The organism is Rubellimicrobium mesophilum DSM 19309, assembly GCF_000600335.2.
Taxonomy (GTDB): Bacteria; Pseudomonadota; Alphaproteobacteria; order Rhodobacterales; family Rhodobacteraceae; genus Rubellimicrobium; species Rubellimicrobium mesophilum.
The window spans coordinates 1-22,437 of record NZ_KK088587.1 but is presented as its reverse complement, the minus strand read 5'-3'; the positions used below and the strand labels follow the sequence as shown (position 1 = coordinate 22,437).

Sequence of the window (22,437 nt, the reverse complement as noted above, 5' to 3'; positions counted from 1 at the left end):
GGCCGCCTGATGCACCCCGCTCCCTCGCTCATCCTCTTTTCCAGCCTCACCGGCCTGGGCCTGGGCCTCCTGGCCTGGCTCGCCGTGCTCGGCCTCGCCAGCCCGCCCCTCTGGGCGCTGGGCCTCGTGCTGGCCGGCGCGGGCTTTCTCGCCTCCACCCGCCACCTGCGCCGCCCCTCCCGCGCGATCCTCGCCTTCACCCAGTGGCGCACGAGCTGGCTCTCCCGCGAGGCCATCCTCGCCATCCTCGCCCTCGCCACCCTGACCCTCCACGGCGCGCTCCTGATCTTGAGGGACCAGAGCCCCGCCCTCCTTGGCGCCCTCGCCGCCGCGATCGCCCTCACCACCGTCCTCGCGACGTCGATGATCTACGCCCAGCTCCGCTCCGTCCCCCGCTGGCACCACTGGAGCACCCCCGCCCTCTTCCTCGCCCTCGGCCTCGCCGGAGGCGCCCTCCTCGCCGCTCCCCGTCCCGTCGCCCTCGCCTTCCTCGCAACCGCCCTCGTCCTCCAGCTCCTCCACTGGCACCAGGGCCGCACCGCCTTCGCCCGCGCCGGCTCCACGCTCTCCACCGCCACCGGCCTCAAGGGCGAGGTCCGCTCCTTCGCCCCGCCCCACACCGGCCCCAACTACCTCCTGCGCGAGATGGTCCACGTCGTCGCCCGCCGCCGCGCCGCGCAACTGCGCCTCCTGACGATCCTCCTTGCCTTCGCGCTCCCCGCGCTCCTCCTCGTCCCCGATCTCCGCCTCCTCGCGGCTGCCACCCACCTCGCCGGCGTCCTCTGCTCCCGCTGGCTCTTCTTCGCGGAGGCCGAGCACACCGTCGGCCTCTACTACGGCGCCCGCTAGCCTTCCCCGCCCGGCCGCATTACCTGCCCGCCATGGACGTCCAGACCCTCTACGAGGAGCGCGCCCGCGAAGGCCGCCTCACCCCGACGCGGCGCAGCGCGCCCTCCTTCCCGCCCTCGACCGGCTGCGGGCCGAGCTCTCCACGCCTCCGCGACGGGGTCTCTTCGCCCGCAAGCCACAGCCCGTGCGCGGCCTCTACCTCTGGGGCGACGTCGGGCGCGGCAAGTCCATGCTCATGGACCTCCTCCTCGAAACCCTGCCCGAGAGCGTCCCCGTCCGCCGCCAGCACTTCCACGCCTTCATGCAATGGGTCCAGGCCGCCCTGACCCGCGCCCGCGCCACCGGCACCGACGACGCCATCCTCCCCGTCGCCGACGAGGTGGCCCAAGGCGCCCGCCTCCTCGCCCTCGACGAGATGCAGGTCACCGACATCGCCGACGCGATGATCCTGGGCCGCCTCTTCCAGCGCCTCTGGTCGCAGGGCGTGACGCTGCTCACCACCTCCAACCGCCCGCCCCACGACCTCTACAAGGACGGCCTGAACCGCGCCCTCTTCCTTCCCTTCATCGCCATGATCGAGGAGAACTGCGAGGTCCTGGAGCTCACTTCCCCCCATGACCACCGCCAGGGTCGCCTCCAGGGCGCCCAGCGCTACTTCTGCCCCGCGGACGCCCAGGCCCGCGCCGCCATGAACGCCATCTGGGCCGACCTGACCCACGGCCAGTCCCGCCCCGCGCACCTCCGCGTCTACGGCCGCGACGTGGAGATCCCCGCCTTCCACAACGGCTGCGCCCGCGCCAGCTTCTACGACCTCTGCGGCCGCCCCCCTCGGCCCCGCCGACTACCTGGCCCTCGCCGCCGCCGCCAAGGTCCTCCTCATCGACGAGATCCCGCGCCTCGGGAGCGAGAACTTCAACCAGGCCCGCCGCTTCGTGACCCTGATCGACGCCCTCTACGAGGCCCGCGTCACGCTCTTCGCCTCCGCCGCCGCCTCCCCCGACCGCCTCTACGTCGAGGGCGAGGGCAGCTTCGAGTTCGCCCGCACCGCGAGCCGCCTCACCGAGATGCAATCCGCCGGCTGGGGCCGTCTGGCGGAAGACACGGCGGCGCAGTAGAAGCGCGCAAACTCACCCAGGGGAACGACCATGCAGAACGCCGAGATCGCCGAGCGCCGCAAGACCGCCATCGCGCGGGGCGTCGGGATGCAGACCCAGGTCTACGTGGAGAAGGCCGAGAACGCCCATGTCTGGGACGTCGAGGGCAACCGCTACATCGACTTCGCCGCCGGCATCGCCGTGGTGAACACCGGCCACCGCCACCCCAAGGTGATCGCCGCCGTCCAGAAGCAGCTCGACAGCTTCACCCACACCTGCCACCAGGTCCTCCCCTACGAGAACTACATCCGCCTCGGCGAGCGCCTGAACGCCCTCGTTCCCGGCGACTTCGACAAGCGCACGCTCTTCGTCACCACGGGGGCCGAGGCGGTCGAGAACGCCATCAAGATCGCCCGCTTCGCCACGGGCCGCAGCGCCGTGATCGCCTTCGGCGGCGCCTTCCACGGCCGGACCTTCATGGGCATGACGCTGACCGGCAAGGTCCAGCCCTACAAGGCCGGCTTCGGCGCCATGATGCCCGACGTCTACCACGTCCCCTTCCCGATCGACCTCCACGGCATCTCGGTCGAGGACGCGATGGCCGGCATCACCAAGCTCTTCAAGGCCGACCTCGACCCCGCCCGCGTCGCCGCCATCATCCTCGAGCCCGTGCAGGGCGAGGGCGGCTTCTACCAGGCCCCCGCCGAACTCATGCGCGCCCTCCGCAAGCTCTGTGACGACAACGGCATCGTGCTCATCGCCGACGAGGTGCAGACCGGCTTCGCCCGCACCGGCAAGCTCTTCGCCATGGAGCACTACGACGTCGTCCCCGACCTCACCTGCATGGCCAAGGCCCTCGCGGGCGGCTTCCCCCTCGCCGCCGTGACCGGCAAGGCCGAGATCATGGACGCCGCCAACCCCGGAGGCCTGGGCGGCACCTATGGCGGCAACCCGCTCGGCATCGCCGCCGCCCACGCCGTGCTCGACGTGATCGAGGAGGAGGACCTCTGCGCCCGCGCCAACGCCCTGGGCTCCCGCCTCCGCCAGCGCCTCGAATCGCTCCGCGCCCAGGTGCCCGAGATCGCCGAGATCCGCGGCCCCGGCTTCATGGTGGCCGTGGAGTTCAACCTGCCGAGCGACGCGACGCCGAACCCCGACTTCGCCAACCGCGTCCGCCTGGAGGCCCTCAAGCGCGGCCTCGTCCTCCTCACCTGCGGCGTCTACGCCAACGTGATCCGCTTCCTCGCGCCCATCACCATCCCCGACGACGTCTTCGCCGAGGCGATGGACATCCTCGAAGCCTCCATGCTCGCCGCCCGCGCGGTCCCGCAGGCGGCGTGACCGCCTACGTGGCCCTGCTCCGTGCCGTCAACGTCGGCGGCACGGGCGCGCTCGCCATGGAGGACCTGCGGGCGCTCTGCCAGCAGGCCGGCTTCCGCGACCCCCGGACCTACATCGCCTCGGGCAACGTCCTCTTCGACAGCGACGCGCCCGAATCCGAGGTCAAGGCCACCCTCGCCGCCCGCCTCCGCGCCCACACGGGCCGCGACGTGGGCGTCCTCCTCCGCACGGCGGAGGAAATGACCACCGTCCTCGCCGCCAACCCCTTCCCGCAGGCCAACCCCAAGCACACCGTCGCGGTCATCCTCGACGCACCGCCCCCGCCTGACGCGCTCGCCAGCATGACGGGCCGCGCCGAGGAGGACGCCGCCCTCGGCCTCCGCGAGATCTACGTGAGCTACGGCCCCACCATGGGCCGCTCCCGCCTCCGCATCCCCGCCGCCGAGTCCGGCACCGCGCGCAACATGAATACCGTCGCCAAGCTCGCCGCCCTCCTTGCCGCCCGAGCGGGCTGACCGCGCTGGCCTTGGGCGGGACCGATTCGCGGCGGCCCGAGACCCACCCTACAGGGGCGACGCAACACCCCGCGCGAGGCGTTTACCTCGCCGGATCAGAGCTTTGCGCCGAGGGTGTTGCGTCGCCCCACCCCCCAACGAACGCCCGAGTAACGGATCGTTAACCTCTCTCGCCCATCCTGGCCCGCATCAGGAGCGCCGCCCCGCGACGCCTCCCCCCCGGCCCGCTCACGACCTCAGAGCAGGAGAGCGCTTGCGCCGGAGGAGGCCTCAAGGGGTGGACCTCCCCTCGGCCGGGTCTTCAGGCAGCCAGCCCCGCGCCAGGATCATAGGACTGCCTGTGTCCGGGGCTCCGGCCCTTTGCCATGCGCGAAGGGCGGAGAGAGGCTCCACGGACGAGAGCTCTTTGAAAGGTGGGCGCGGGCCCCCCACCTCCTGGGAGATGCCTTGGGCAGGCATCGCAAAGACCCAGCCGCCGCGCGTCGAGACGCGCTCCCACCCGTGCCGGCTTGGCCGCCGGACGAGGTGGACCCCGGGCACGATCCGCGGCGTGGCTTTCCACGCGCCAAGGATAACGGCCCGGGACCCCTTACTTCCGACGCTTGCTCAGCAGCGCGGGCCCGGCGCAGGCCGGGTCCGTGGGCGCCGTGGTCTGGGCGATGAAGGGCTTCTGCGGCGGCACGCCCGATTCCTCGATCCAGCGCCCCTGCAGGCAGAAGTCCTGCGCGTAGTTGCCGGCGTTGAACCCGAACTCGTCCTCGTCGCAGTCCGCCGCCGTCCCGTCCGCGTTCCAGCCCTGGTCGTAGGGCCCCAGGATCTCCCCGTTCGTGGGGAACTGCATGGTCCGGGGGAAGTAGCGCAGGTACCAGGTGTCGTTCGGCTCCCGATCCGACAGGTCCCAGGTCCCGATCAGCTCGCCGTCCTTGAAGCCCGCGATGCGGAACCGCGTCACCTCGTCCTGCGTGACGACGTCGGCGCCCAGGAGCAAATCGGGGAACTCCATCGACCCGGTCATGGTGTAGCCGTTCGACCCGGCCCAGCAGAAATGCACCAAGGCGGCGTGGGACGGCTGGGCCCAGAGGGCCATCAACAGGGCAACCCGGATCATGCGCCCTGCCGTAGCACGTGCCCCGCCAGATACAGCGAGCCGCAGATCAGGATTCGGTACGCGCCCATCCCCGTGGCCGCCGCGACCGCCTCCTCGACCGAGTCCGCGATCTCCGCCCTCAGCCCCGCCTCGGCGGCATGGCGCGCGGTCTCCTCGGCGGTCAGCGTGTTGGCCTCTCCCGGGATCGACACCGCCCAGAGCCTCTCCGCCACGTCCCCGAGCGGCCGCATGAACCCCGCCACGTCCTTGGTGTTGAGCATTCCGCAGATCAGGTGGGTCTTCGCCGCCGGCATCGCCCGCAGCGTCGCCGCGATGGCCTCCCCCGCCGCCGGGTTGTGCCCGCCGTCGAGCCAGAGCTCCCCTGGCCCCACCATCTCGGCGAGCCAGCCCCTGAGCCGCTGCATCCGCGCCGGCCACTCCGCCCGCGTCACCCCCGCCTCGCAGGCCTCGTCGTCGAGCCTCAGCTCCCGCATCGCCGCGAGCGCCGCCCCGGCGTTGACGATCTGGTGCGGCCCCGGCAGGTTCGGCAGCGGCAGGTCCAGCAATCCGCGCTCGTCCTGATAGACCAGCCGCCCCCGCTCCACCCCCGCGTGCCACTGCTGCCCATAGGCGAGGACCGGCGCCCCCATCCGCGCCGCCTTGTCCTCGATGGCCTCCAGCGCCTCCGGGTGCTGCCGCGCCACCACGACCGGCACGCCCCGCTTGATGATCCCCGCCTTCTCGCCGGCGATCTTCGCCAGCGTATCGCCCAGGTACTGCTGGTGGTCGAGGTCGACGGGGGTGATGACCGACAGCCGGGGCCGCTCCACCACGTTGGTCGCGTCCAGCCGCCCGCCCAGCCCCACCTCCAGCAGCGTCCAGTCCGCCTTCGTCTCGGCAAACGCGAGGAAGGCCGCGCAGGTGGTGATCTCGAAGAAGGTGATCGGCTCCTCGCCGTTGGCCTCCATGCACCGATCCAGCACCGCCATCAGGTGGTCCTCGTCGATCAGCTCCCCCGCGAGGCGGATGCGCTCGTGGAACCGCGCCAGGTGCGGCGAGGTGTAGGCGTGGACCGTGGCCCCCGTGGCCTCCAGCCCCGCCCGGATCATCGCCTGCGTGGACCCCTTGCCGTTGGTCCCCGCGACATGGATCACCGGCGGCAGCTTTCGCTCCGGGTGCCCCAGCGCCGCGAGCAGCCGCTCCACCCGGGCCAGCGTCAGGTCGATGATCTTGGGATGGAGCCGGGTCATCCGCTCCAAGAGGATGTCGGACCCTGATCCTTGGGTCATTCGGCGGCGGCGGCCGGAGGTTCGACGGCGGCTCCGACCTCGACGACCGGCGCGGGCAGGTCCGCCATCACCGCCGGCGGCTCGCGCAGGAGCATCCGCAGGATGGAGACGATCTCCTCCTTGAGCTTGCCCCTCGGCGTCACCCGGTCGAGCATCCCGTGGTCGAGCAGGTATTCCGCCCGCTGGAACCCCTCGGGCAGCTTCTCGCGGATCGTCTGCTCGATCACGCGGGGCCCGGCGAAGCAGATCAGCGCCCCGGGCTCGGCGATCTGCACGTCGCCCAGCATGGCATAGGAGGCCGTGACGCCCCCGGTCGTCGGATGCGTCAGCACCACGACGTAGGGCAGCCCCGCCTCCTTGAGCATCTGCACCGCCACGGTCGTCCGGGGCATCTGCATCAGCGACAGGATCCCCTCCTGCATCCGCGCGCCCCCAGCGGCCGAGAACAGCACCAGCGGCCGCTTCAGCTCCACGGCCCGCTCGGCGGCGGCGATGATGGCGTTGCCCACATACATCCCCATGGACCCCGCCATGTAGGAGAAGTCCTGCGCCGCCGCGACGATCGGCGTCCGCCCGACCTCGCCCTCGGCCACCAGCATCGCGTCCTTCTCGCCCGTGGTCTTGCGGGCCTCCCGGACGCGGTCCGCGTATTTCTTCTGATCGCGGAACTGGAGCGGGTCGGTGATCGGCTCGGGCACCTTCACCTCGGTGAAGACGCCGCCGTCGAAGAAGGCCTGGAACCGCTCGCGCGGCCGGATCGCCATGTGGTGCCCGCAGTTCGGGCAGACGTTGAGGTTCGCTGCCAGCTCCCGGTGGAAGAGCATCTGGCCGCATTCGTCGCACTTGGTCCAGAGGTTCTCGGGTACCTCGCGGCGCGAGAAGATCGAGTTGATCCGCGGGCGGACGTAGTTGGAGATCCAGTTCATCGGCGCCCTCTCTCGTCGGCGGTTCGACGGGAGGAGATAAGCTTCGGGAACCCGGAATGCAATCGGCGCGGGGGGTCGAGGGCGCCTCGGCCCCCATCGCCTCCGCGATGCGCCGGAAGTTCTCGGCGGCGATGGCGAACGACCCGCGCCGCAGGACCATCCCCCAGTTGGGTTGGGCCCACATGAAGGACAGGTCGTCCAGCATCGGCCGGATCGGCGCTCGGCGCTGAACCGGCCACCAGTGCACGTCCCGCCCCGTCGCCACGAAGTCGCCCATGACGCCCTGGTAGGGCTCTCCCTCCGCGACCCGCCCGATGGCGACGAAGGCCTGCACCGGCTCGCCCTCGCCCATCCTCTCGCGCGGGGCGTAGTAGACCAGCCCGTCCCCCGGCCTCATCCGCGCCACCGGCCCCGCCTTCCCGTGCGAGAGCTGGCAGAACCCGCCCGCCACCCCTCGCGCCACGTGCTCGGCCGAGGCGACCCCGACCCAGTGGCGCACGTCATCGTTCCTCATCGGAGCCTCCCGCCGTGATAGGATGCCCGCAGGATCGCCGATCCCTCCTGCCATCTCCTGTCGGCAGGTCGTGCCGGATGCGCTGAAACTTTTCCGCCGCCCGGACCGTGGCTTCGGGCGACGCCGCAGAGGGGGCACGGAAATGGCCAAGGGACCGCTCGTCTACCGCCAGAGGATCATGACCCGCCTGACCCACTGGGTCTGGGCCGTGTCGCTCTTCTTCCTGCTCCTGACGGGGCTGCAGATCTTCAACGCCCACCCGGCGCTCTACCTCGGCCGGCAGTCGGGCTTCGAGTTCGACAACGCGGTCCTGGTCCTCGGCGCGCGACAGGACGGCGACAGCCTCCGGGGCGTCACCACCGTCCTCGGCCACGAGTTCGACACCACCGGCCTCCTCGGCGCCTCCGGCGGCGAGGCGCACGGCTTTCCCGGCTGGGCCACGATCCCGAGCTACCACGACCTCGCCACCGGCCGGGTGATCCATTTCTTCTTCGCCTGGACGCTCAGCCTCACGCTCCTCGCCTGGTTCGTCTCCAGCCTCCTCAACGGCCACATCCGCGAGCTGATCCCGACGCCCTCCGACCTCCGTGCCCTCCCCGGCGACGTGCTGAACCACGCCCGGCTCCGCTTCCACCATGGGCACCGCTACAACGTGCTCCAGAAGCTGGCCTATGCCGGGGTGCTCTTCGTCCTGCTGCCGCTGATGATCCTGACGGGGCTCTCCATGTCGCCCTCGTTCAACGCCGCCGCGCCCTGGCTCCTCGATGTCTGGGGCGGGCGGCAGACGGCGCGGACGATCCACTTCGCCGTGATGGCGCTCCTGGTCCTGTTCTTCCTGGTCCACGTCCTGATGATCCTGCTGGCCGGGCCGCTCAACGAGCTGCGCTCGATCCTTACCGGCTGGTATCGCATCGACCCCGAGGGGGACTCCCATGCCCGCTGACCTCTCCCGCCGGCTGGTCCTGACCGGCCTCCTCGCCACCCCCGCGCTCCTCTCCGGCTGCAAGGTCTTCGACCGGCTCCCCCCCGACGGCGCCACGCGCAACCTCTTCGAGGGCGCCAACGAGCTGACCCACGCCACGCAGAAGCTGGTGGCCCGCGACGCCCTCGCGCCCGAGTTCACCCGTGCCGACATCCGACAGGGGATGCGCCCCAACGGCGTCACGAACCCCGCCGACGCCGACTACCGGGCGTTGGCCGCCAACGCCTGGGCCGACTGGCGCCTCACCGTCACCGGCGCCGTCGAGAAGCCCCTGTCCCTGAGCCTGCCCGACCTCATGGCCATGCCCTCCCGCACCCAGATCACCCGCCACGACTGCGTCGAGGGCTGGTCCTGCATCGCCGAATGGACCGGCGTCCAACTGAGCCGCGTCCTCGCCGAGGCGAAGCTGCGACCGGAGGCCCGCTACGTCTACTTCCGCTCCATGGACACCATCGAGCGCGGCCTCTCCGGCGGCATCAAGTATTGGGAGAGCCACGATCTCCGCGACGCGCTCCACCCGCAGACGATCCTCGCCTACGGGATGAACGGCGGCCCGCTCCCCGTCCGAAACGGCGCGCCCCTGCGGCTCAGGGTGGAACGGCAGCTCGGCTACAAGATGGCCAAGTATCTCGCCGGCATCGAGGTGGTCCCCGCCCTCGCCGACAAGGGCGGCTACTGGGAGGAACGGGGCTACGACTGGTATGGCGGCATCTAGACGGACCGCCCGTCCGCGCTAACCCTCTCCCGAACAGGAAGAGGGGGAACGCGATGCCGACCAACCAGCGCTTCGACAAGTCCCGGCTGCCCAGCCGCCACGTCACCGAAGGCCCGGCCCGCGCGCCGCACCGCAGCTACTTCTACGCCATGGGGATCACCGAGGAGGAGATCCACCAGCCCTGGGTCGGCGTCGCCACCTGCTGGAACGAGGCCGCGCCCTGCAACATCGCCCTGGACCGCCAGGCGCAGGTCGTGAAGCACGGCGTCAAGAAGAACGGCGGCACGCCCCGCGAGTTCACCACGATCACCGTCACCGACGGCATCTCGATGGGCCACGAAGGGATGCGCTCCTCTCTGGCCTCGCGCGACGCCATCGCCGACACTGTCGAACTGACCATGCGGGGCCACTGCTACGACGCGCTCGTGGGCCTCGCTGGCTGCGACAAGAGCCTGCCGGGCATGATGATGGCCATGGTCCGCCTGAACGTGCCCTCTGTCTTCATCTACGGCGGCTCGATCCTGCCGGGCCGCTACGAGGGGCGCGACGTCACCATCCAGGACGTCTTCGAGGCCGTGGGCAAGCACCAGGCCGGCGCCTTCTCCGACGCCGAGCTCGCGATCCTCGAACGGGTCGCCTGCCCCTCCGCCGGGGCCTGCGGCGCGCAATACACCGCCAACACCATGGCCTGCGTCTCCGAGGCGATCGGCCTCGCGCTCCTCAACTCCTCAAGCGCCCCGGCCCCCTACGAGAGCCGCGACCAGTATTGCGAGATGTCGGGCGTCGCGGTCATGAACCTGATCGAGAGGAACATCCGCGCCCGCGACGTGGTCACCCGCAAGTCGCTCGAGAACGCCGCCCGCGTGGTGGGCTGCACCGGGGGGTCCACCAACGCGGCGCTGCACCTTCCCGCCATCGCCCACGAGGCGGGGATCGAGTTCGACCTCTTCGACGTGGCCGCGATCATGAAGGACACGCCCTACTTCGTGGACCTGCGCCCGGGCGGGAAATACGTCGCCAAGGACCTCCACGAGGTCGGCGGCGTCCCCGTCGTGATGAAGGAGCTCCAGAAGGTCGGCCTCCTGCACGAGGACTGCCTCACCGCCTCGGGCCGCACGCTGGGCGAGGAGCTGGACGGGATCCGGGCCGAGGCCGACGGGCGGGTGATCTACCCCGCCGCCACGCCGATCACCCGGACCGGCGGCGTCGTGGGCCTGCGCGGCAACCTCGCCCCCGACGGGGCCATCGTGAAGGTCGCCGGCATGACCCCGGCCGAGCAGGTCTTCACCGGCCCCGCCCGCGTCTTCGACTGCGAGGAGGACGCCTTCGAGGCCGTCAAGGCCCGCGCCTACAGGGAAGGCGAGGTCATCGTCATCCGCAACGAAGGCCCCGCCGGCGGCCCCGGTATGCGAGAGATGCTGGCGACCACGGCGGCGCTGTCGGGGCAGGGCGCGGGCAAGAAGGTCGCGCTCATCACCGACGGCCGCTTCTCGGGCGCGACGCGCGGCTTCTGCGTGGGCCATGTCGGTCCCGAGTCCGCGCATGGCGGCCCCATCGCGCTCCTGAAGGACGGTGACGTGATCACGATCGACGCCATCGCCGGCGAGCTGTCGGTCGCGCTCTCGGACGAGGAGCTGGCCAGCCGCCGCGCCGCATGGACCGGCCCGCGCGAGACGCAGTATGCCACGGGCGCGCTCTGGAAATTCGCCAAGCTGGTGGGCAGCGCCCGCCACGGCGCCGTGACCCATCCGGGCGCCCAGGCCGAACGGCACGTCTACATGGACCAGTGAGGAGCCCGGGCCGCCGGGTGACCCGAGCCTCTCGGACGGCCCGATTCGGCCCTTGGCCTGCGGCTTCCGAGAGGCAGCGCACGCGGCCCGCCGGGGCAGGTCCGGTTCGGCCCGGCCTCGACTTCCTGTTTCCGCCCTGTCCGCCAATGCCATGGAAAACCCCGGATTTGACCCCGGGGAGTCCCAATTGTGCCGGATTTGCAGCGCAGGGTCCGCAGCAATGCCCGGATGGGAAGGAGCGAGGATGGACCGCCTGACCGAGATGGAGGCCTTCGCAATGGTCGTGGACCAGGGCGGGTTCACGGATGCCGCCAAGAAGATGGGCATCTCGAAGTCGGCCGTGTCCAAGCACGTCTCGGCGCTGGAGGCGAGGCTGGGCGCCCGGCTCCTGAACCGGACGACGCGGCGCGTCTCGCCCACCGAGATCGGCCTCGCCTACTACGACCGCGCGCGACGGGTCCTGAACGACGCCGGGGAGGCCGACGCCCTCGTCACCTCCATGCAGACCGCGCCCTCGGGCCTCCTGCGGATCTCGGTCGCCACCGACTTCGGCGTCAACCACCTGAGCCCCGTGCTCGGCGACTTCCTCCAGGAATACCCCGGCATCACCGTCAACATGGTGCTCAACAACCGCTACGTGGAGCTGATCTCCGAAGGCTTCGACATGGCGATCCGCATCGGCGAGCTCGAGGACTCGACCCTGCGGGCCCGCAAGATCGCCGAGACCTCGAAGCGGATGATCGCCGCGCCCGCCTACTTCGCCCAGTACGGCCGCCCCGAGAAGATCGACGACCTCAACGAGCACAAGCTCCTCCACTACTCGAATCAGGCGAACTCGGCCGTCTGGAAGATCACGGCGCCCTCCGGCGAGAAGCGGCAGGTCCGCACGGCGGGATGGCTGACGGTGAACGACGGGCAGTCGCTCCTCAACGCCTGCATCTCGGGCCTCGGCATCGCCTACCTGCCCGCCTTCCTCTACGCCGAGGCCATGTCCAAGGGCCTCGTCGAGGAGGCGATCCCGGGGCTGCCCGTCGAGGTCCAGGGCATCTACGCGGTCTATCCGCCGGGCCGCTTCACCCAGCCCAAGGTCCGCGCCTTCATCGACTTCCTCGTGGATGCCTTCACCGACAAGGGCCCCGACAACTGGTGACGGGACGTCTCGAATTGGAACGATTTTCCTGACGTCGGGTCAGGACTCCTTAAGGCCTCGGTGCCATCCTGCCGCCATGGATGGCGATTGGATGAGCAGGCTGGTCAACCTCGTCGCGCCCCGCTCGTGGCGGGATGCGCTGGCCAAGAGCCTTGTCTTCCTCCTGCTCGTCAACGCGACCGACTTCCTCGTCAAGGCCAGCGTCCCCCAGCCTCGCCCCGACTGGCCGCGCGAGGTCGTGACCACCACGCTGGTCGCCGTCCCCTTCGTGGCCCTCGTCATGACGATCCTGCACCGTCAGCGCACCCTCCAGCGGACGCTGTCGATGCTCGCCACGACCGACATGCTGACGGGCCTGCCCAACCGGCGCGCCTTCATGGACCGGGCCCGCCGGGCCCTGGAGCGGGAGGGGACGGGGGTGCTCCTCCTCCTCGACGCCGACCACTTCAAGCGGATCAACGACCAGTGGGGCCACGGCGCGGGCGACGCCGCCCTGGTCGCGATCGGCACCCATCTGCGGACGGTGCTTCGGCCGGACGGCATACTGGGCCGCCTCGGCGGGGAGGAGTTCGCCGCCTTCCTTCCCTTCGCCTCCGTCCGGGATGCGCACCACCTGGGTCACCGGCTTTGCGCCCCGATCCCGGTCGTCGAGGTGCCGGGCGGCCTCTCCGTCACCCTCTCGGCCGGCGCCGCCGGGGCCGACGGGGGGGCCACGCTCGACCGGTTGATCGCCTTGGCCGACCGCGCCCTCTATAGCGCCAAGGCCGAGGGACGCGCTCGTCTCCATGTCGAGGAGGAGGAGCGGGACCGCGCCGCCTGAGGCCGTCAGGGCAGGATCACCGCCTCGACCCGCCGATTCGCCTCGCGGCCCTCCGGGGTGAGGTTGGTCGCCCGCGGCGAGAGCCAGCCCATTCCCTCGGCCTGGAGCTGCGAGCGGTCGACGCCGTACCGGCTCGCGAGTCGGTCCGCGACCGCCTGCGCGCGCCGCTTGGAGAGGGCGATGTTGGCCCCGAGCGGACCTTGCGCGTCGGTATGGCCGACCAGGGCCACGCGGCGGGTGGGGTTCTCGGCCAGATAGGCCGCGAGCGCGGCAAGCCCGGCGTCCCCGCCGGAGGCCAGCTCCGAGGAGCCGGTGGCGAAGGCCAACCCTTCGAGGACGACTCGCCCCTCCCCTTCGATCCGCGTCGCGAAGTCGCCCGGGGGAGGCGTCCCTGTCCCCGGCCCCTCGGACGACACGGCCGGGGCCGCGGGCACCGTGCCCGGCTCGGCGGGCGCCACGCGGAGGAGCTGGACGAAGCCCCGTTCGTCGCTGCGGCTCACGAGGAGGGTCAGGGCCTCGTCGTCCTTGACGGCCGAGAGGTAGTGGAAATCCGCGAGGTCGGCGAACATCGCAGGCGGGGGCAGGACCTCGATGGCGGACCGGAAGTCGAAGCCGCCGCAGGCCTCGTCCTCGCAGTCGAGAAGGATCTCGTAACCCTGCGCCGCGACCTGGTCCCGCAGGGGAGCGAGGAGCCCGAGGGTCGTCCCCGGCCCGGGCACCTGCCAGACCTCGCGCGTGACGGCCCCCTCGACGGTGCGGGACGGCAGCACGCCCTCGGCCCAGGGTCCGGTGGCGAGGGCGAGGCTGCCCAGAGGCTCGGTCTCGTCCAGCGCCTTGGCCGCCGTGGCGGGCAGATCGAGCGTCAGCGCGGCGGCGGGTTGCGCCAGCAGGGGCAGGAGGGCCAGCCAGCGCGCGTGGCGAATCATTCGGGGAAGAGTTCGGCCAGGCGGGTCATCGCCTCGTGCACCCGGACCCCGTCCGGCCCTCGGATGACGACGTTGGCGCCGAAGGCCCCGCCGCTCTGGAACGGATAGGAACCCATCGAGAGGTCGGGATAATCGTCCGCGAGCCGGGCCAGCGGCCCCGCGATCTCCCCCTCGCCCCGCATGATCCGGTAGCTCTGCGACAGGAGCGGGGTCCCCCCGGTCAGGCGCGGCAGGAGGCCCGCGACCATGGCCTCGAAGATGCGGGGCACGCCGGCCATGACGTGCACGTTGCCGATCGAGAAGCCGGGGGCGGCGCTGACGGGGTTGTCGATCAGGACGGCGCCCTCGGGGACGCGGGCCATCCGCAGGCGCGCCTCGTTCATCTCCACGCCCTGGCGGTCGTAATGGGCCTGCAGCACGGCGCGGGCATCGTCCCGGACCGAGAGCGGCACCCTCATCGCCTCGGCCACCGCGTCGGCCGTGATGTCGTCGTGGGTGGGACCGATCCCGCCGCTCGTGAAGACGTGATCGTGGGTCCCCGACAGCGCCCGGACGGCCCCGACGATGGCCTCGGGCCGGTCGCCGACGACGCGGGCCTCCCGCAGGTCGATGCCGACGCGCGCCAGCTCCTGCGCCAGGAAGTGCATGTTCGAATCGCGGGTGCGGCCCGAGAGGATCTCGTCCCCGATGACGAGGATGGCGGCCGTGGGATTGGGCATGGGGGCCTCGCGCTGCTCTCGGGACTCAGGTATAGGCGGGCGCCCCCGGGCCTTCCAGCCTTGCCCGCTGGAACCCGGACGCGGCATGGCCTATTTTCCAAGAGTCAGCGAAAGGACGGACGAGTGGACGAACGCAGGGGCAGGCTCACGCGGGACGGCATCCGCATCCACGAGGCCTCGGACTACGAGGGGATGCGCGTGGCCGGCCGCGTCGCGGCCGAGATCCTGGACGAGATGGGCCCCCATGTCTTTCCCGGCCAGACCACGGGCGAGCTCGACCGCATCATCACCGAGATGATCCAGGCGCGCGGGGTGGTCTCGGCCACCATCGGCTACAAGGGCTACCAGCACGCCTCCTGCATCAGCGTGAACCATGTCGTCTGCCACGGCATCCCGGGGGACAAGGTCCTCAAGGACGGCGACATCCTGAACGTCGACGTGACGGTGATCGTGGACGGCTGGTATGGCGACACCTCGCGGATGTACGTCGCGGGCACGCCCAACCGGAAGGCCGAGCGGCTGATCCAGGTCACGCACGACGCGCTGATGCTGGGGATCGAGGCCGCCAGGCCTGGCGCCACCTTCGGCGACATTGGCGCGGCGATCCAGAGCCACGTGGAGGCCAACCGCATGAGCGTGGTGCGCGACTTCTGCGGCCACGGGCTCGGCCGGGTGTTCCACGCCCCGCCGAACGTGCTCCACTACGGGCGGCCCGGGACGGGGCCGCGGCTCGAGGAGGGGATGTTCTTCACCATCGAGCCCATGGTGAATCTCGGCCGGCCCGAGACCAAGGTGCTGAGCGACGACTGGACCGCCGTGACGCGGGACAAGTCGCTCTCGGCGCAGTTCGAGCATTCGGTCGGGATCACCTCGGAGGGGGCGGAGATCTTCACCACCTCGTCCAAGGGGCTCTTCTACCCGGCGCTGCCGTAGACGGTCAGGGGCTCGGGGAGCCAGTATTCCTCGAGGTTCTGACCCTCCCCGATCCGGTCCACCACGGCGAAGAGTCCGGGGGCGTGGAGCGGGGTCAGGACCCCATGCCAGCAGTTCCGCAGGAGGTTGATCCCCTGCCCCGGCCTCGTCAGGAAGGCGCGGATGCGGCCGGGGGTGGGGTCCTGCCCCTCGGCGACGATCACCAGGAAGGGGTCGAGGCTCATGGGCAGGAAGGCCTGGGAGCCGAGCGGGTGCCGCTCCACCAAGTCCAGCATGTAGGGCAGCGCCCGGGGCTCGGCCCTGAAGACGCTGATCCCGGCCCGGCCCCCGCCGAAGTCGAGCCGCGCCCGGTCGTGGAAGCGGCCGCAGAGGCCCTGGTTGATGAGCCGGTCGGGGGCGCCCTCGGCCTCCAGCACGTCGCCGAAGGGGGAGAAGGCGGTGGGGGTCAGGGGTTCGGCATGGATATCCATGGTGGTCACAGCGTCAGCGCCGGGTGGCGGTTCACGTCCTTGTAGAGAAGGTAGCGGAACCGCCCCTCCCCCGTCGCGACGCAGGCCTGCGGGCAGAAGGCGCGGAGCCACATGAAGTCGCCGGGGCCGACCTCCACCCAGTCGGTGTTGAGAAGGTAGCGGGCGGTGCCTTCCAGCACGTAGAGGCCGTGCTCCATGACGTGCGTCTCGGCGAAGGGGATGAGGCCCCCCGGCTGGAAGGTCACGATGTTGACGTGCATGTCGTGGCGCAGGTCCTCGGGGTCCACGAAGCGGGTCGTGCCCCAGAGGTCGGTGTTGGGCATCCAGCGGACCGGCGTCTCCGGGTCCGAGGTCACGAAGGGCTCGGGCAGCGCGACGCCCCGGGCGGGCAGATAGCGGCGCCTGATCCAGTGGAACCGCAGGAGCGAGGTGGCGCGGAGGCTCCAGCCCGAGGAGGGCGGCAGGTAGGCGTAGCTGCCGGGGCGTAGCTCGTGCGTTGTGTCGCCCAGGTGGAGGAGGCCGGTGCCGTCGGCCACGAGGATCACGCCCTCGGCGCCGGGATCGGGCTCGGGCGCGTCGCTGCCGCCGCCAGGGGCGACCTCCATCGCGTACTGAGCGAAAGTCTCGGCGAAGCCCGAGAGCGGGCGCGCGAGGATCCAGGCGCGGGTGTCGGTCCAGCCGGGGAAGTAGCTCGTCACGATGTCGCGCTGCACGGCGGCCGGGATGAAGGCGTAGGCGGTGGTGAAGACAGCGCGGTTGCCGGCGGCGTCCTCCGTCTGGTCGGGAAGGCCGCCGGGCGGGAAGGCGTAGGTCATGGCAGGACCGCTTTCAGGCGAAGCTCGGCGATGCGCTCGACCTGGCGGAGCGCCTCGGCGAACTCGGTCTCGGAGTCGTTGGCGGTGCGGCGCTCGAAGGCGCTCAGGATCGAGGCCTTGGTGTTGTCCCGCACCGCGATGATGAAGGGGAAGCCGTGGCGGTCCATGTAGGCGTTGTTCAGCACCGTGAACCGTTCGACCTCCTCCTCGGTGAGATCGTCGAGGCCGGCGCTCGCCTGCTCGGAGGTGGAGTCGGCGGTGAGGCGCTTGGCCGCCGCGAGCTTGCCGGCGAGGTCGGGGTGGGCGCGCAGGACGCCGAGTTGCTCCTCGCGCGAGGCGGTGCGGAGGACGCGGGCCAGGGCGTTGGCGAGGCCGGTGGCGCTGTCGTGGGCGGGGCCGAGCTCCAGGCTCCAGGCGCGGTCGGCGACCCAGGGGGAGTGCTCGACGATGCCGCCGAAAGCCGCGACGAAGGCCTTGCGGTGCATCTCGGAGGGGCGCTCGTGCCGGGGCGGCGGGGGGTTCACGGCGCGCCAGTGGGCGGCGATCTGGCCCCGGGTGGCGAACCAGGCACCACCCTTCTGCTGGGCGTGCTTGAGGAACTGCCGGAGGCCCGCCGCCTTGCCGGGGCGGCCGACGAGGCGGCAATGGAGGCCCACCGAGAACATCCGGCCCCCCTCCTCGTGCAGCACGTCGAAGGTGTCGCAGAGGTAGTCGCCGAAGTCGCGGCCCGTGACCCAGCCGGGGGCGACCGCGAAGCGCATGTCGTTGGCCTCGAGCGTGTAGGGGATCACGAGCTGGTCGCGCTCCCCGGCCTCGATCCAGTAGGGCAGGTCGTCGTCGTAGGTGTCGCTGATCCAGTCGAGCTGGCCGGTCTCCGCCGTCAGGCGGACGGTGTTGGCGCTGCAGCGGCCGGTGTACCAGCCGCGCGGGGGCTCTCCGACCACCTCCGTGTGAAGGCGGATGGCCTCGGCGATCTGGGCGCGCTCCACCTCCTCGGGCATGTCCTTGTGCTCGACCCATTTCAGGCCGTGGGAGGCGATCTCCCAGCCGGCGGCCTTCATGGCGGCGACCTGCTCGGGGCTCCGCGCCAGCGCGGTGGCGACGCCGTAGATCGTCACGGGCAGGTCGCGCATCAGCCGGTGGAGCCGCCAGAAGCCGGCGCGGGCGCCGTATTCGTAGATCGACTCCATGTTCCAGTGGCGCAGGCCCGGCCACATCGCGGCCCCGGCGATGTCGCTCAGGAAGGCCTCCGAGGCGGCGTCGCCGTGGAGGACGCAGTTCTCGCCCCCTCCTCGTAGTTGAGGACCAGGGAGACGGCGACGCGGGCGCCGTCGGGCCATTGCGCGTCGGGCGGCGTGGCGCCATGGCCGCGCATGTTGCGGGGGTAACGGTCGGGCATCTTCGACTCCTCTTGCCCGATGAGTAGGCCGGGGCCGGGCGGGGTTGCAAGCGGCCTGCCCTCCGGCTGACATGGAAGCATAGGGAGGACGAGGATGGCCGAGGGATTCCTGACGACGCACGTGCTCGACACCGCGCTGGGGGTGCCGGCGGAGGGGCTGCGGATCACGCTGGACCGGCTGGACGGGGATAGGCGTGAACGGCTCGCGGAGATGGTGACGAACGCGGACGGTCGGACGGACGGGCCGATCCTGCCGAGGGAAAGGTTCGCGCCGGGGCTCTACGAGCTCACCTTCCGGGCGGGCGACTACCTGCAGGGGAGCGGCGCGGCGCTGACGCGGCCTCCGTTTCTCGACGAGGTTCCGATCCGCTTCGGGATGGAGGCGGGTCACTACCATGTGCCGCTGCTGCTGTCGCCCTTCGGGTATTCGACCTACCGGGGGAGCTGACGATGGCAACTCAGCTAACGAACCTTCAGAAAAGTGAGATAGTTATCGCCTCCATCCTGCAGGTGTTGATCGAAACTGGCATCCAATGGTCAGGCTTAAAGTTTGACGACTTGGCTCTTGATGAGGAATTCCGCCCTTTCTTTGATGACTGCGGTCAGTGGCTGATCGACGAAGGTGTCATTCGATGCGCCGAATATGTGAAACCCTTAGATCGAGGTCACAGCCTCCTAATTAGACCTGTAATAACTTCAAAAGGCTTTGCCCTCCTCGGGCAGAGCTTCACAGGGACTGATGGCAACATGAAATTAAGCGCGGCCGTGACCCAAGTAGCCAAAGACCAGAGAAACCTCTCACAGATTGGAGACTTCTTTGGGGGCCTTCTGGGTGGCTTCACCAAATCTATAGGTTCATAAGATGTACGACGCCGCCGTCCTGTGGCACTGGGCCGAGTTCGCGGTCCGCTGGGTCCATGTCATCACCGCGATCGCCTGGATCGGGTCGAGCTTCTACTTCATCGCGCTGGACCTCGGGCTCCACCGGGACCGCAACCTCGCCTCGGGCGCGGATGGGGAGGAGTGGCAGGTCCACGGCGGCGGCTTCTACCACATCCAGAAATACCTCGTGGCGCCGGAGCGGATGCCGGGGGACCTCGTCTGGTTCAAGTGGGAGAGCTACTCGACCTGGCTCTCGGGCTTCACCATGCTCGTGCTGGTCTACTGGCTCGGGGGCGAGCTCTACCTGATCGACCCGAGGGTCTACGGCTTCCCGCCGCTGCACCTGGGGCACATCGAGGTCCCCTCGGGGCTGCAGGCGGCGGTCCTGTCGGCGGCGTCGCTGGCCTTGGGCTGGGTGCTCTACGACCGGCTCTGCCGGAGCCGCTTCGGGGACGAGCCGGTGCGGCTCATGGTGGCGCTGTTCGGGATCATCGTGCTGATGAGCCTGTTCTACACGCACGTCTTCTCGGGGCGGGCGGCGCTGCTGCACCTCGGGGCCTTCACGGCCACGGTCATGTCGGGGAACGTGTTCTTCACGATCATCCCCAACCAGAAGGTCGTCGTCGCGGACCTGATCGCGGGGCGGAAGCCGGACCCGAAATACGGCAAGATCGCCAAGCAGCGCAGCACCCACAACAACTACCTGACGCTCCCCGTAATCTTCCTGATGCTGTCGAACCACTATCCGCTGGCCTTCGCCGGGGCGAACACCTGGGCCGTGGCGTCCCTCGTGTTCCTGATGGGGGTGACGATCAGGCACTGGTTCAACACGGTGCACGCGCGGAAGGGGCGGCCGCACTGGACCTGGTTCGCCACGGCGGTGATCTTCCTCCTGATCGTCTGGCTCTCCTCGCCGAGGGCCTTCGGCTACTCGGACGAGCAGGAGGCCGAGGCGGAGCTGCTGGCGCCGGGGGCGGAGCGGTTCGCGCAGGCGGCGGGCTTCGAGGAGGTGCACCGGATCGTGCAGGGGCGCTGCTCGATGTGCCACGCGGCGGAGCCGGTCTGGCCGGGGCTCCATTGGCCGCCCAAGGGCGTGATGTTCGAGACCGGGGCGCAGATCGCCAACCGCGCGCGGGACGTCTACCTGCAGGCCGGGGCGAGCCATGCGATGCCGCCGGGGAACCTGTCGGAGGTGACCGAGGAGGAGCGGGCGGCGATCCGGGCCTGGTATCAGGACGCGACCGGCTGACGGAGCCAGTTGGGGGCGAGGTCGATCCGAGTGGCCCCGGCGAGGCGGGCGACGCGCTCCAGCTCGGACATGAGGCGCTGGGTGCGGAGCTTGCCCCAACGGACGCCGGCCTCGGGCCAGAGGGCGCGGAGCGTGAGGGTGCCGTTCTGGGCGATGACCTCCGTGCGGGCGACGAGGCGGGTGCCTTCGAGGACCGGGAAGACGTAGTAGCCGTAGGTGCGCTTGGGCGCGGGGACGTAGATCTCGATCCGGTAGAAGAAGCCGAAGAGGCGTTCGGCGCGGGCGCGGTCCCTCAGCGCGGGGTCGAAGGGCGAGAGGAGCCGGAGGCGGTCGCCGGGCTCGGGGATGGCGCTGGCTTCATCGAGAGTGCCGGGGCGGGCGAAGCTGCGGCGGAGCTTGCCATCGGCGCCCTCCATCTGGATCTCCTCGATCTCGCCGCGCGAGAGAGCGTCCTTGGCCCACTGCTGCGCCTCCTGCGGGGTGAGGAGGTCCCAGAAGGCGGCGATCTCTCCGGGCGTGGCGAAGCCGAGGCGGTCGAGGGCGGCGTTGGCGGCCCAGTCGATGGTTTCGTCCAGCGCAGGCGTCGAGGCCCGGTGCGCCTCGGGGATGACTCGCTCGGTCAGGTCGTAGACCTTCTGGAAGCCCTGGCGGTGGCTGACGGAGAGCTCGCCCACGCGCCAGAGGTATTCGAGGGCCACCTTGCCGGGGTGCCAGTTCCACCAGCCGGGCTCGCCTCGCGGACCGTCGATGAGGTCGCCGCTGAGGGTGCCGCCGTTGTCGGCGATGTGGCGGAGCGTGCGGTCGAGGTGGGCGCGGAAGTCGGGACCCTGCCAGTTGTCCCAGCGCCGGTCCATGCGGGCGCGGTCGCGCTGGAAGCGGTGGCGCCAGTGCGGCCAGGCGGCGATGGGGAGGACGGAGGCGTCGTGGGTCCAGTGCTCGAAGGCGGCGCGGGCGCGGACGAGGGATTGCAGGTCGGCGGGGCGGTAGGTCGGGCGGCGGCTCCAGAGGATCATGTCGTGGGCGCGGGCCAGCGTCAGGACCGAATCCACCTGCACGAAGCCCAGCGCTTCGAGGAGGTCCGGCAGCGTCGCGGCCTTGGGGCCGAGGAGGGCATGGCGGGCGAGGAAGAGTCGTCTCGCGGCGTCGTTGCGCAGAATCGGCAGGGCCATCGGGCTCCTCATGGACAGGGCGGCCGGGAGAACCTATCTCGGACGGACCATGGCCCAAGAGAAGAATCCCAACCGCAAGCTCATCTCGGAGAACCGGCGTGCCCGGTACGACTATGCCATCGAGGACGACCTCGAGGCGGGGATCGTGCTGATGGGCTCGGAGGTGAAGTCGCTGCGGACCGGGCAGTCGAACATCGCCGAGAGCTATGCGTCCGTGGAGAACGGGGAGCTGTGGCTCACGAACGCCTATATCGCGCCCTACGAGCCCGCCAAGACCTGGGGGCATGAGGCGAAGCGGCGGCGGAAGCTGCTGGTGAAGCGCAAGGAGCTGGCGCGGCTCTGGTCGGCGACGCAGCGCGAGGGGATGACCGTCGTGCCGCTGTCGATGTACTTCGACGACAAGGGCCGGGTGAAGCTGAAGCTCGGCATCGCCAAGGGCAAGAAGAACCACGACAAGCGCGCGACCGAGGCGGAGCGTGACTGGAACCGCCAGAAGGGGCGGCTGCTGAAGCAAGGGTATCAGGGCTAGGGGCGCGCCCTTCGGGTCGTCCGGGGGTCGAGGGCGGACCAAGGCATCGGTCGAGTGGACCGATGACCTGCCCGAGGTTTCAGGGCCGAACGACGCGCCGCGAGGCGCGGCAGCCGCGACGTCCGAGGGCTCGGCGTCCCGCGCGTCACATCGGGATGAAGTGGGGCCTAGACCCCCTGTCCCTTGGCCCGGCGGAGTCCGGGCGTGGAGGGACAGGGGGCGTGGACCCCGAGTCGGAGCGTTCTCCGCCCGCCGGGTTGGCACGGCGGGGCGG

Annotated in this window: 22 protein-coding genes and 3 pseudogenes; 15 read left to right on the top strand and 10 right to left on the bottom strand. The window is 70.6% G+C overall.

The annotated features are described in order from the left end of the window. Window positions 1-9 precede the first annotated feature (9 nt). The 4 genes and pseudogenes from RUMESO_RS15490 to RUMESO_RS15475 all read left to right on the top strand — a co-directional run bounded on the left by RUMESO_RS15490 (window position 10) and on the right by RUMESO_RS15475 (window position 3,799). Complete coding sequence (locus tag RUMESO_RS15490; RefSeq protein WP_037281450.1) at window positions 10-849, top strand: dimethyl sulfoxide reductase anchor subunit family protein; 840 nt, start codon at window positions 10-12, stop codon at window positions 847-849. Between the two features lie 32 nt (window positions 850-881). Then, a pseudogene (gene zapE, locus RUMESO_RS15485) lies at window positions 882-1,964 on the top strand (cell division protein ZapE). A gap of 30 nt (window positions 1,965-1,994) precedes the next feature. After that, window positions 1,995-3,284, top strand: a complete 1,290-nt coding sequence (locus RUMESO_RS15480; RefSeq protein WP_037281449.1) for a 4-aminobutyrate--2-oxoglutarate transaminase — start codon at window positions 1,995-1,997, stop codon at window positions 3,282-3,284. Then, window positions 3,281-3,799 (top strand): DUF1697 domain-containing protein, encoded by a 519-nt coding sequence (locus RUMESO_RS15475; RefSeq protein ID WP_037281448.1) that lies wholly within the window; start codon window positions 3,281-3,283, stop codon window positions 3,797-3,799. Before RUMESO_RS15480 ends, RUMESO_RS15475 begins: the two co-directional genes overlap by 4 nt. 589 nt (window positions 3,800-4,388) lie before the next feature. Here RUMESO_RS15475 and RUMESO_RS15470 read toward each other — a convergent pair. The 3 genes from RUMESO_RS15470 to accD are packed head-to-tail and all read right to left on the bottom strand — an operon-like array spanning window position 4,389 to window position 7,101. Then, window positions 4,389-4,907, bottom strand: a complete 519-nt coding sequence (locus RUMESO_RS15470; protein WP_037281447.1) for a hypothetical protein — start codon at window positions 4,905-4,907, stop codon at window positions 4,389-4,391. Beyond that, window positions 4,904-6,136, bottom strand: a complete 1,233-nt coding sequence (locus RUMESO_RS15465; RefSeq protein ID WP_082484124.1) for a bifunctional folylpolyglutamate synthase/dihydrofolate synthase — start codon at window positions 6,134-6,136, stop codon at window positions 4,904-4,906. Before RUMESO_RS15465 ends, RUMESO_RS15470 begins: the two co-directional genes overlap by 4 nt. Before the next feature lie 35 nt (window positions 6,137-6,171). Continuing rightward, window positions 6,172-7,101 (bottom strand): acetyl-CoA carboxylase, carboxyltransferase subunit beta, encoded by a 930-nt coding sequence (accD, locus tag RUMESO_RS15460; RefSeq protein ID WP_037281445.1) that lies wholly within the window; start codon window positions 7,099-7,101, stop codon window positions 6,172-6,174. 56 nt (window positions 7,102-7,157) lie between these two features. On the opposite strand from accD, the gene RUMESO_RS27300 reads away from it, so the two are divergent. Then, window positions 7,158-7,331: a hypothetical protein gene (locus RUMESO_RS27300; protein WP_245639298.1), complete on the top strand. Its 174-nt coding sequence runs from the start codon at window positions 7,158-7,160 to the stop codon at window positions 7,329-7,331. On the opposite strand, the pseudogene RUMESO_RS28595 reads toward RUMESO_RS27300, so the two are convergent. Further along, window positions 7,247-7,615 (bottom strand): annotated as a pseudogene (locus RUMESO_RS28595) (EVE domain-containing protein); the annotation flags it as partial. The gene RUMESO_RS27300 and the pseudogene RUMESO_RS28595 sit on opposite strands and share 85 nt — an antisense overlap. A gap of 142 nt (window positions 7,616-7,757) precedes the next feature. On the opposite strand from RUMESO_RS28595, the gene RUMESO_RS15455 reads away from it, so the two are divergent. From RUMESO_RS15455 to RUMESO_RS15435, 5 genes are all read left to right on the top strand, one after another. Beyond that, window positions 7,758-8,558, top strand: coding sequence for a cytochrome b/b6 domain-containing protein (locus tag RUMESO_RS15455; protein WP_037281444.1), 801 nt, complete (start codon window positions 7,758-7,760; stop codon window positions 8,556-8,558). After that, complete coding sequence (locus tag RUMESO_RS15450; RefSeq protein WP_037281443.1) at window positions 8,548-9,312, top strand: molybdopterin-binding protein; 765 nt, start codon at window positions 8,548-8,550, stop codon at window positions 9,310-9,312. Before RUMESO_RS15455 ends, RUMESO_RS15450 begins: the two co-directional genes overlap by 11 nt. Before the next feature lie 53 nt (window positions 9,313-9,365). After that, complete coding sequence (gene ilvD, locus RUMESO_RS15445) at window positions 9,366-11,102, top strand: dihydroxy-acid dehydratase (protein ID WP_037281442.1); 1,737 nt, start codon at window positions 9,366-9,368, stop codon at window positions 11,100-11,102. A 244-nt stretch (window positions 11,103-11,346) separates the two neighbouring features. Next, on the top strand, window positions 11,347-12,252 hold the full coding sequence (locus RUMESO_RS15440) for a LysR family transcriptional regulator (protein WP_037281441.1): 906 nt from the start codon (window positions 11,347-11,349) through the stop codon (window positions 12,250-12,252). Between the two features lie 91 nt (window positions 12,253-12,343). After that, window positions 12,344-13,072, top strand: a complete 729-nt coding sequence (locus tag RUMESO_RS15435; protein ID WP_169791183.1) for a GGDEF domain-containing protein — start codon at window positions 12,344-12,346, stop codon at window positions 13,070-13,072. Window positions 13,073-13,077: 5 nt separating this feature from the next. Here the strand turns inward: RUMESO_RS15435 and RUMESO_RS15430 are convergent, their stop codons facing one another. Further along, window positions 13,078-13,998, bottom strand: coding sequence for an OmpA family protein (locus RUMESO_RS15430; RefSeq protein WP_037281440.1), 921 nt, complete (start codon window positions 13,996-13,998; stop codon window positions 13,078-13,080). Next, window positions 13,995-14,717: a competence/damage-inducible protein A gene (locus RUMESO_RS15425; protein WP_037281439.1), complete on the bottom strand. Its 723-nt coding sequence runs from the start codon at window positions 14,715-14,717 to the stop codon at window positions 13,995-13,997. The genes RUMESO_RS15430 and RUMESO_RS15425 overlap by 4 nt, the downstream gene beginning before the upstream one ends. 123 nt (window positions 14,718-14,840) lie before the next feature. Between RUMESO_RS15425 and map the strand changes: the two genes are divergently transcribed. Next, window positions 14,841-15,650: a type I methionyl aminopeptidase gene (gene map / locus RUMESO_RS15420; RefSeq protein ID WP_037281438.1), complete on the top strand. Its 810-nt coding sequence runs from the start codon at window positions 14,841-14,843 to the stop codon at window positions 15,648-15,650. Here the strand turns inward: map and RUMESO_RS15415 are convergent. The 3 genes and pseudogenes from RUMESO_RS15415 to puuE form a co-directional block, all read right to left on the bottom strand. Then, window positions 15,632-16,120 carry an ureidoglycolate lyase gene (locus RUMESO_RS15415; RefSeq protein WP_037281457.1) on the bottom strand — a complete coding sequence of 163 codons (489 nt, stop codon included), beginning with the start codon at window positions 16,118-16,120 and terminating at the stop codon, window positions 15,632-15,634. The genes map and RUMESO_RS15415 overlap by 19 nt on opposite strands. A gap of 5 nt (window positions 16,121-16,125) precedes the next feature. Then, window positions 16,126-16,935, bottom strand: coding sequence for a bifunctional allantoicase/(S)-ureidoglycine aminohydrolase (locus tag RUMESO_RS15410; RefSeq protein ID WP_037281437.1), 810 nt, complete (start codon window positions 16,933-16,935; stop codon window positions 16,126-16,128). Then, window positions 16,932-18,334 (bottom strand): annotated as a pseudogene (gene puuE, locus RUMESO_RS15405) (allantoinase PuuE). The gene RUMESO_RS15410 and the pseudogene puuE overlap by 4 nt, the downstream one beginning before the upstream one ends. Window positions 18,335-18,428: 94 nt before the next feature. Between puuE and uraH the strand changes: the two are divergent. Genes uraH through RUMESO_RS15395 form a run of 3 tightly spaced genes read left to right on the top strand, consistent with a single transcriptional unit; the run spans window position 18,429 to window position 20,465 of the window. Next, window positions 18,429-18,782: a hydroxyisourate hydrolase gene (uraH, locus tag RUMESO_RS15400; protein WP_037281436.1), complete on the top strand. Its 354-nt coding sequence runs from the start codon at window positions 18,429-18,431 to the stop codon at window positions 18,780-18,782. A gap of 2 nt (window positions 18,783-18,784) precedes the next feature. Next, complete coding sequence (locus RUMESO_RS25245; RefSeq protein WP_156362966.1) at window positions 18,785-19,195, top strand: hypothetical protein; 411 nt, start codon at window positions 18,785-18,787, stop codon at window positions 19,193-19,195. Window position 19,196: 1 nt separating this feature from the next. Next, window positions 19,197-20,465 carry a urate hydroxylase PuuD gene (locus RUMESO_RS15395; protein ID WP_037281435.1) on the top strand — a complete coding sequence of 423 codons (1,269 nt, stop codon included), beginning with the start codon at window positions 19,197-19,199 and terminating at the stop codon, window positions 20,463-20,465. Here the strand turns inward: RUMESO_RS15395 and RUMESO_RS15390 are convergent. After that, entirely contained in the window at window positions 20,447-21,634 is a 1,188-nt protein-coding gene (locus RUMESO_RS15390; protein WP_037281434.1) for a winged helix-turn-helix domain-containing protein, read from the bottom strand. The genes RUMESO_RS15395 and RUMESO_RS15390 overlap by 19 nt on opposite strands. A 49-nt stretch (window positions 21,635-21,683) precedes the next feature. Between RUMESO_RS15390 and smpB the strand changes: the two genes are divergently transcribed. Then, window positions 21,684-22,163, top strand: coding sequence for an SsrA-binding protein SmpB (smpB, locus tag RUMESO_RS15385; RefSeq protein ID WP_037281433.1), 480 nt, complete (start codon window positions 21,684-21,686; stop codon window positions 22,161-22,163). Window positions 22,164-22,437 lie beyond the last annotated feature (274 nt).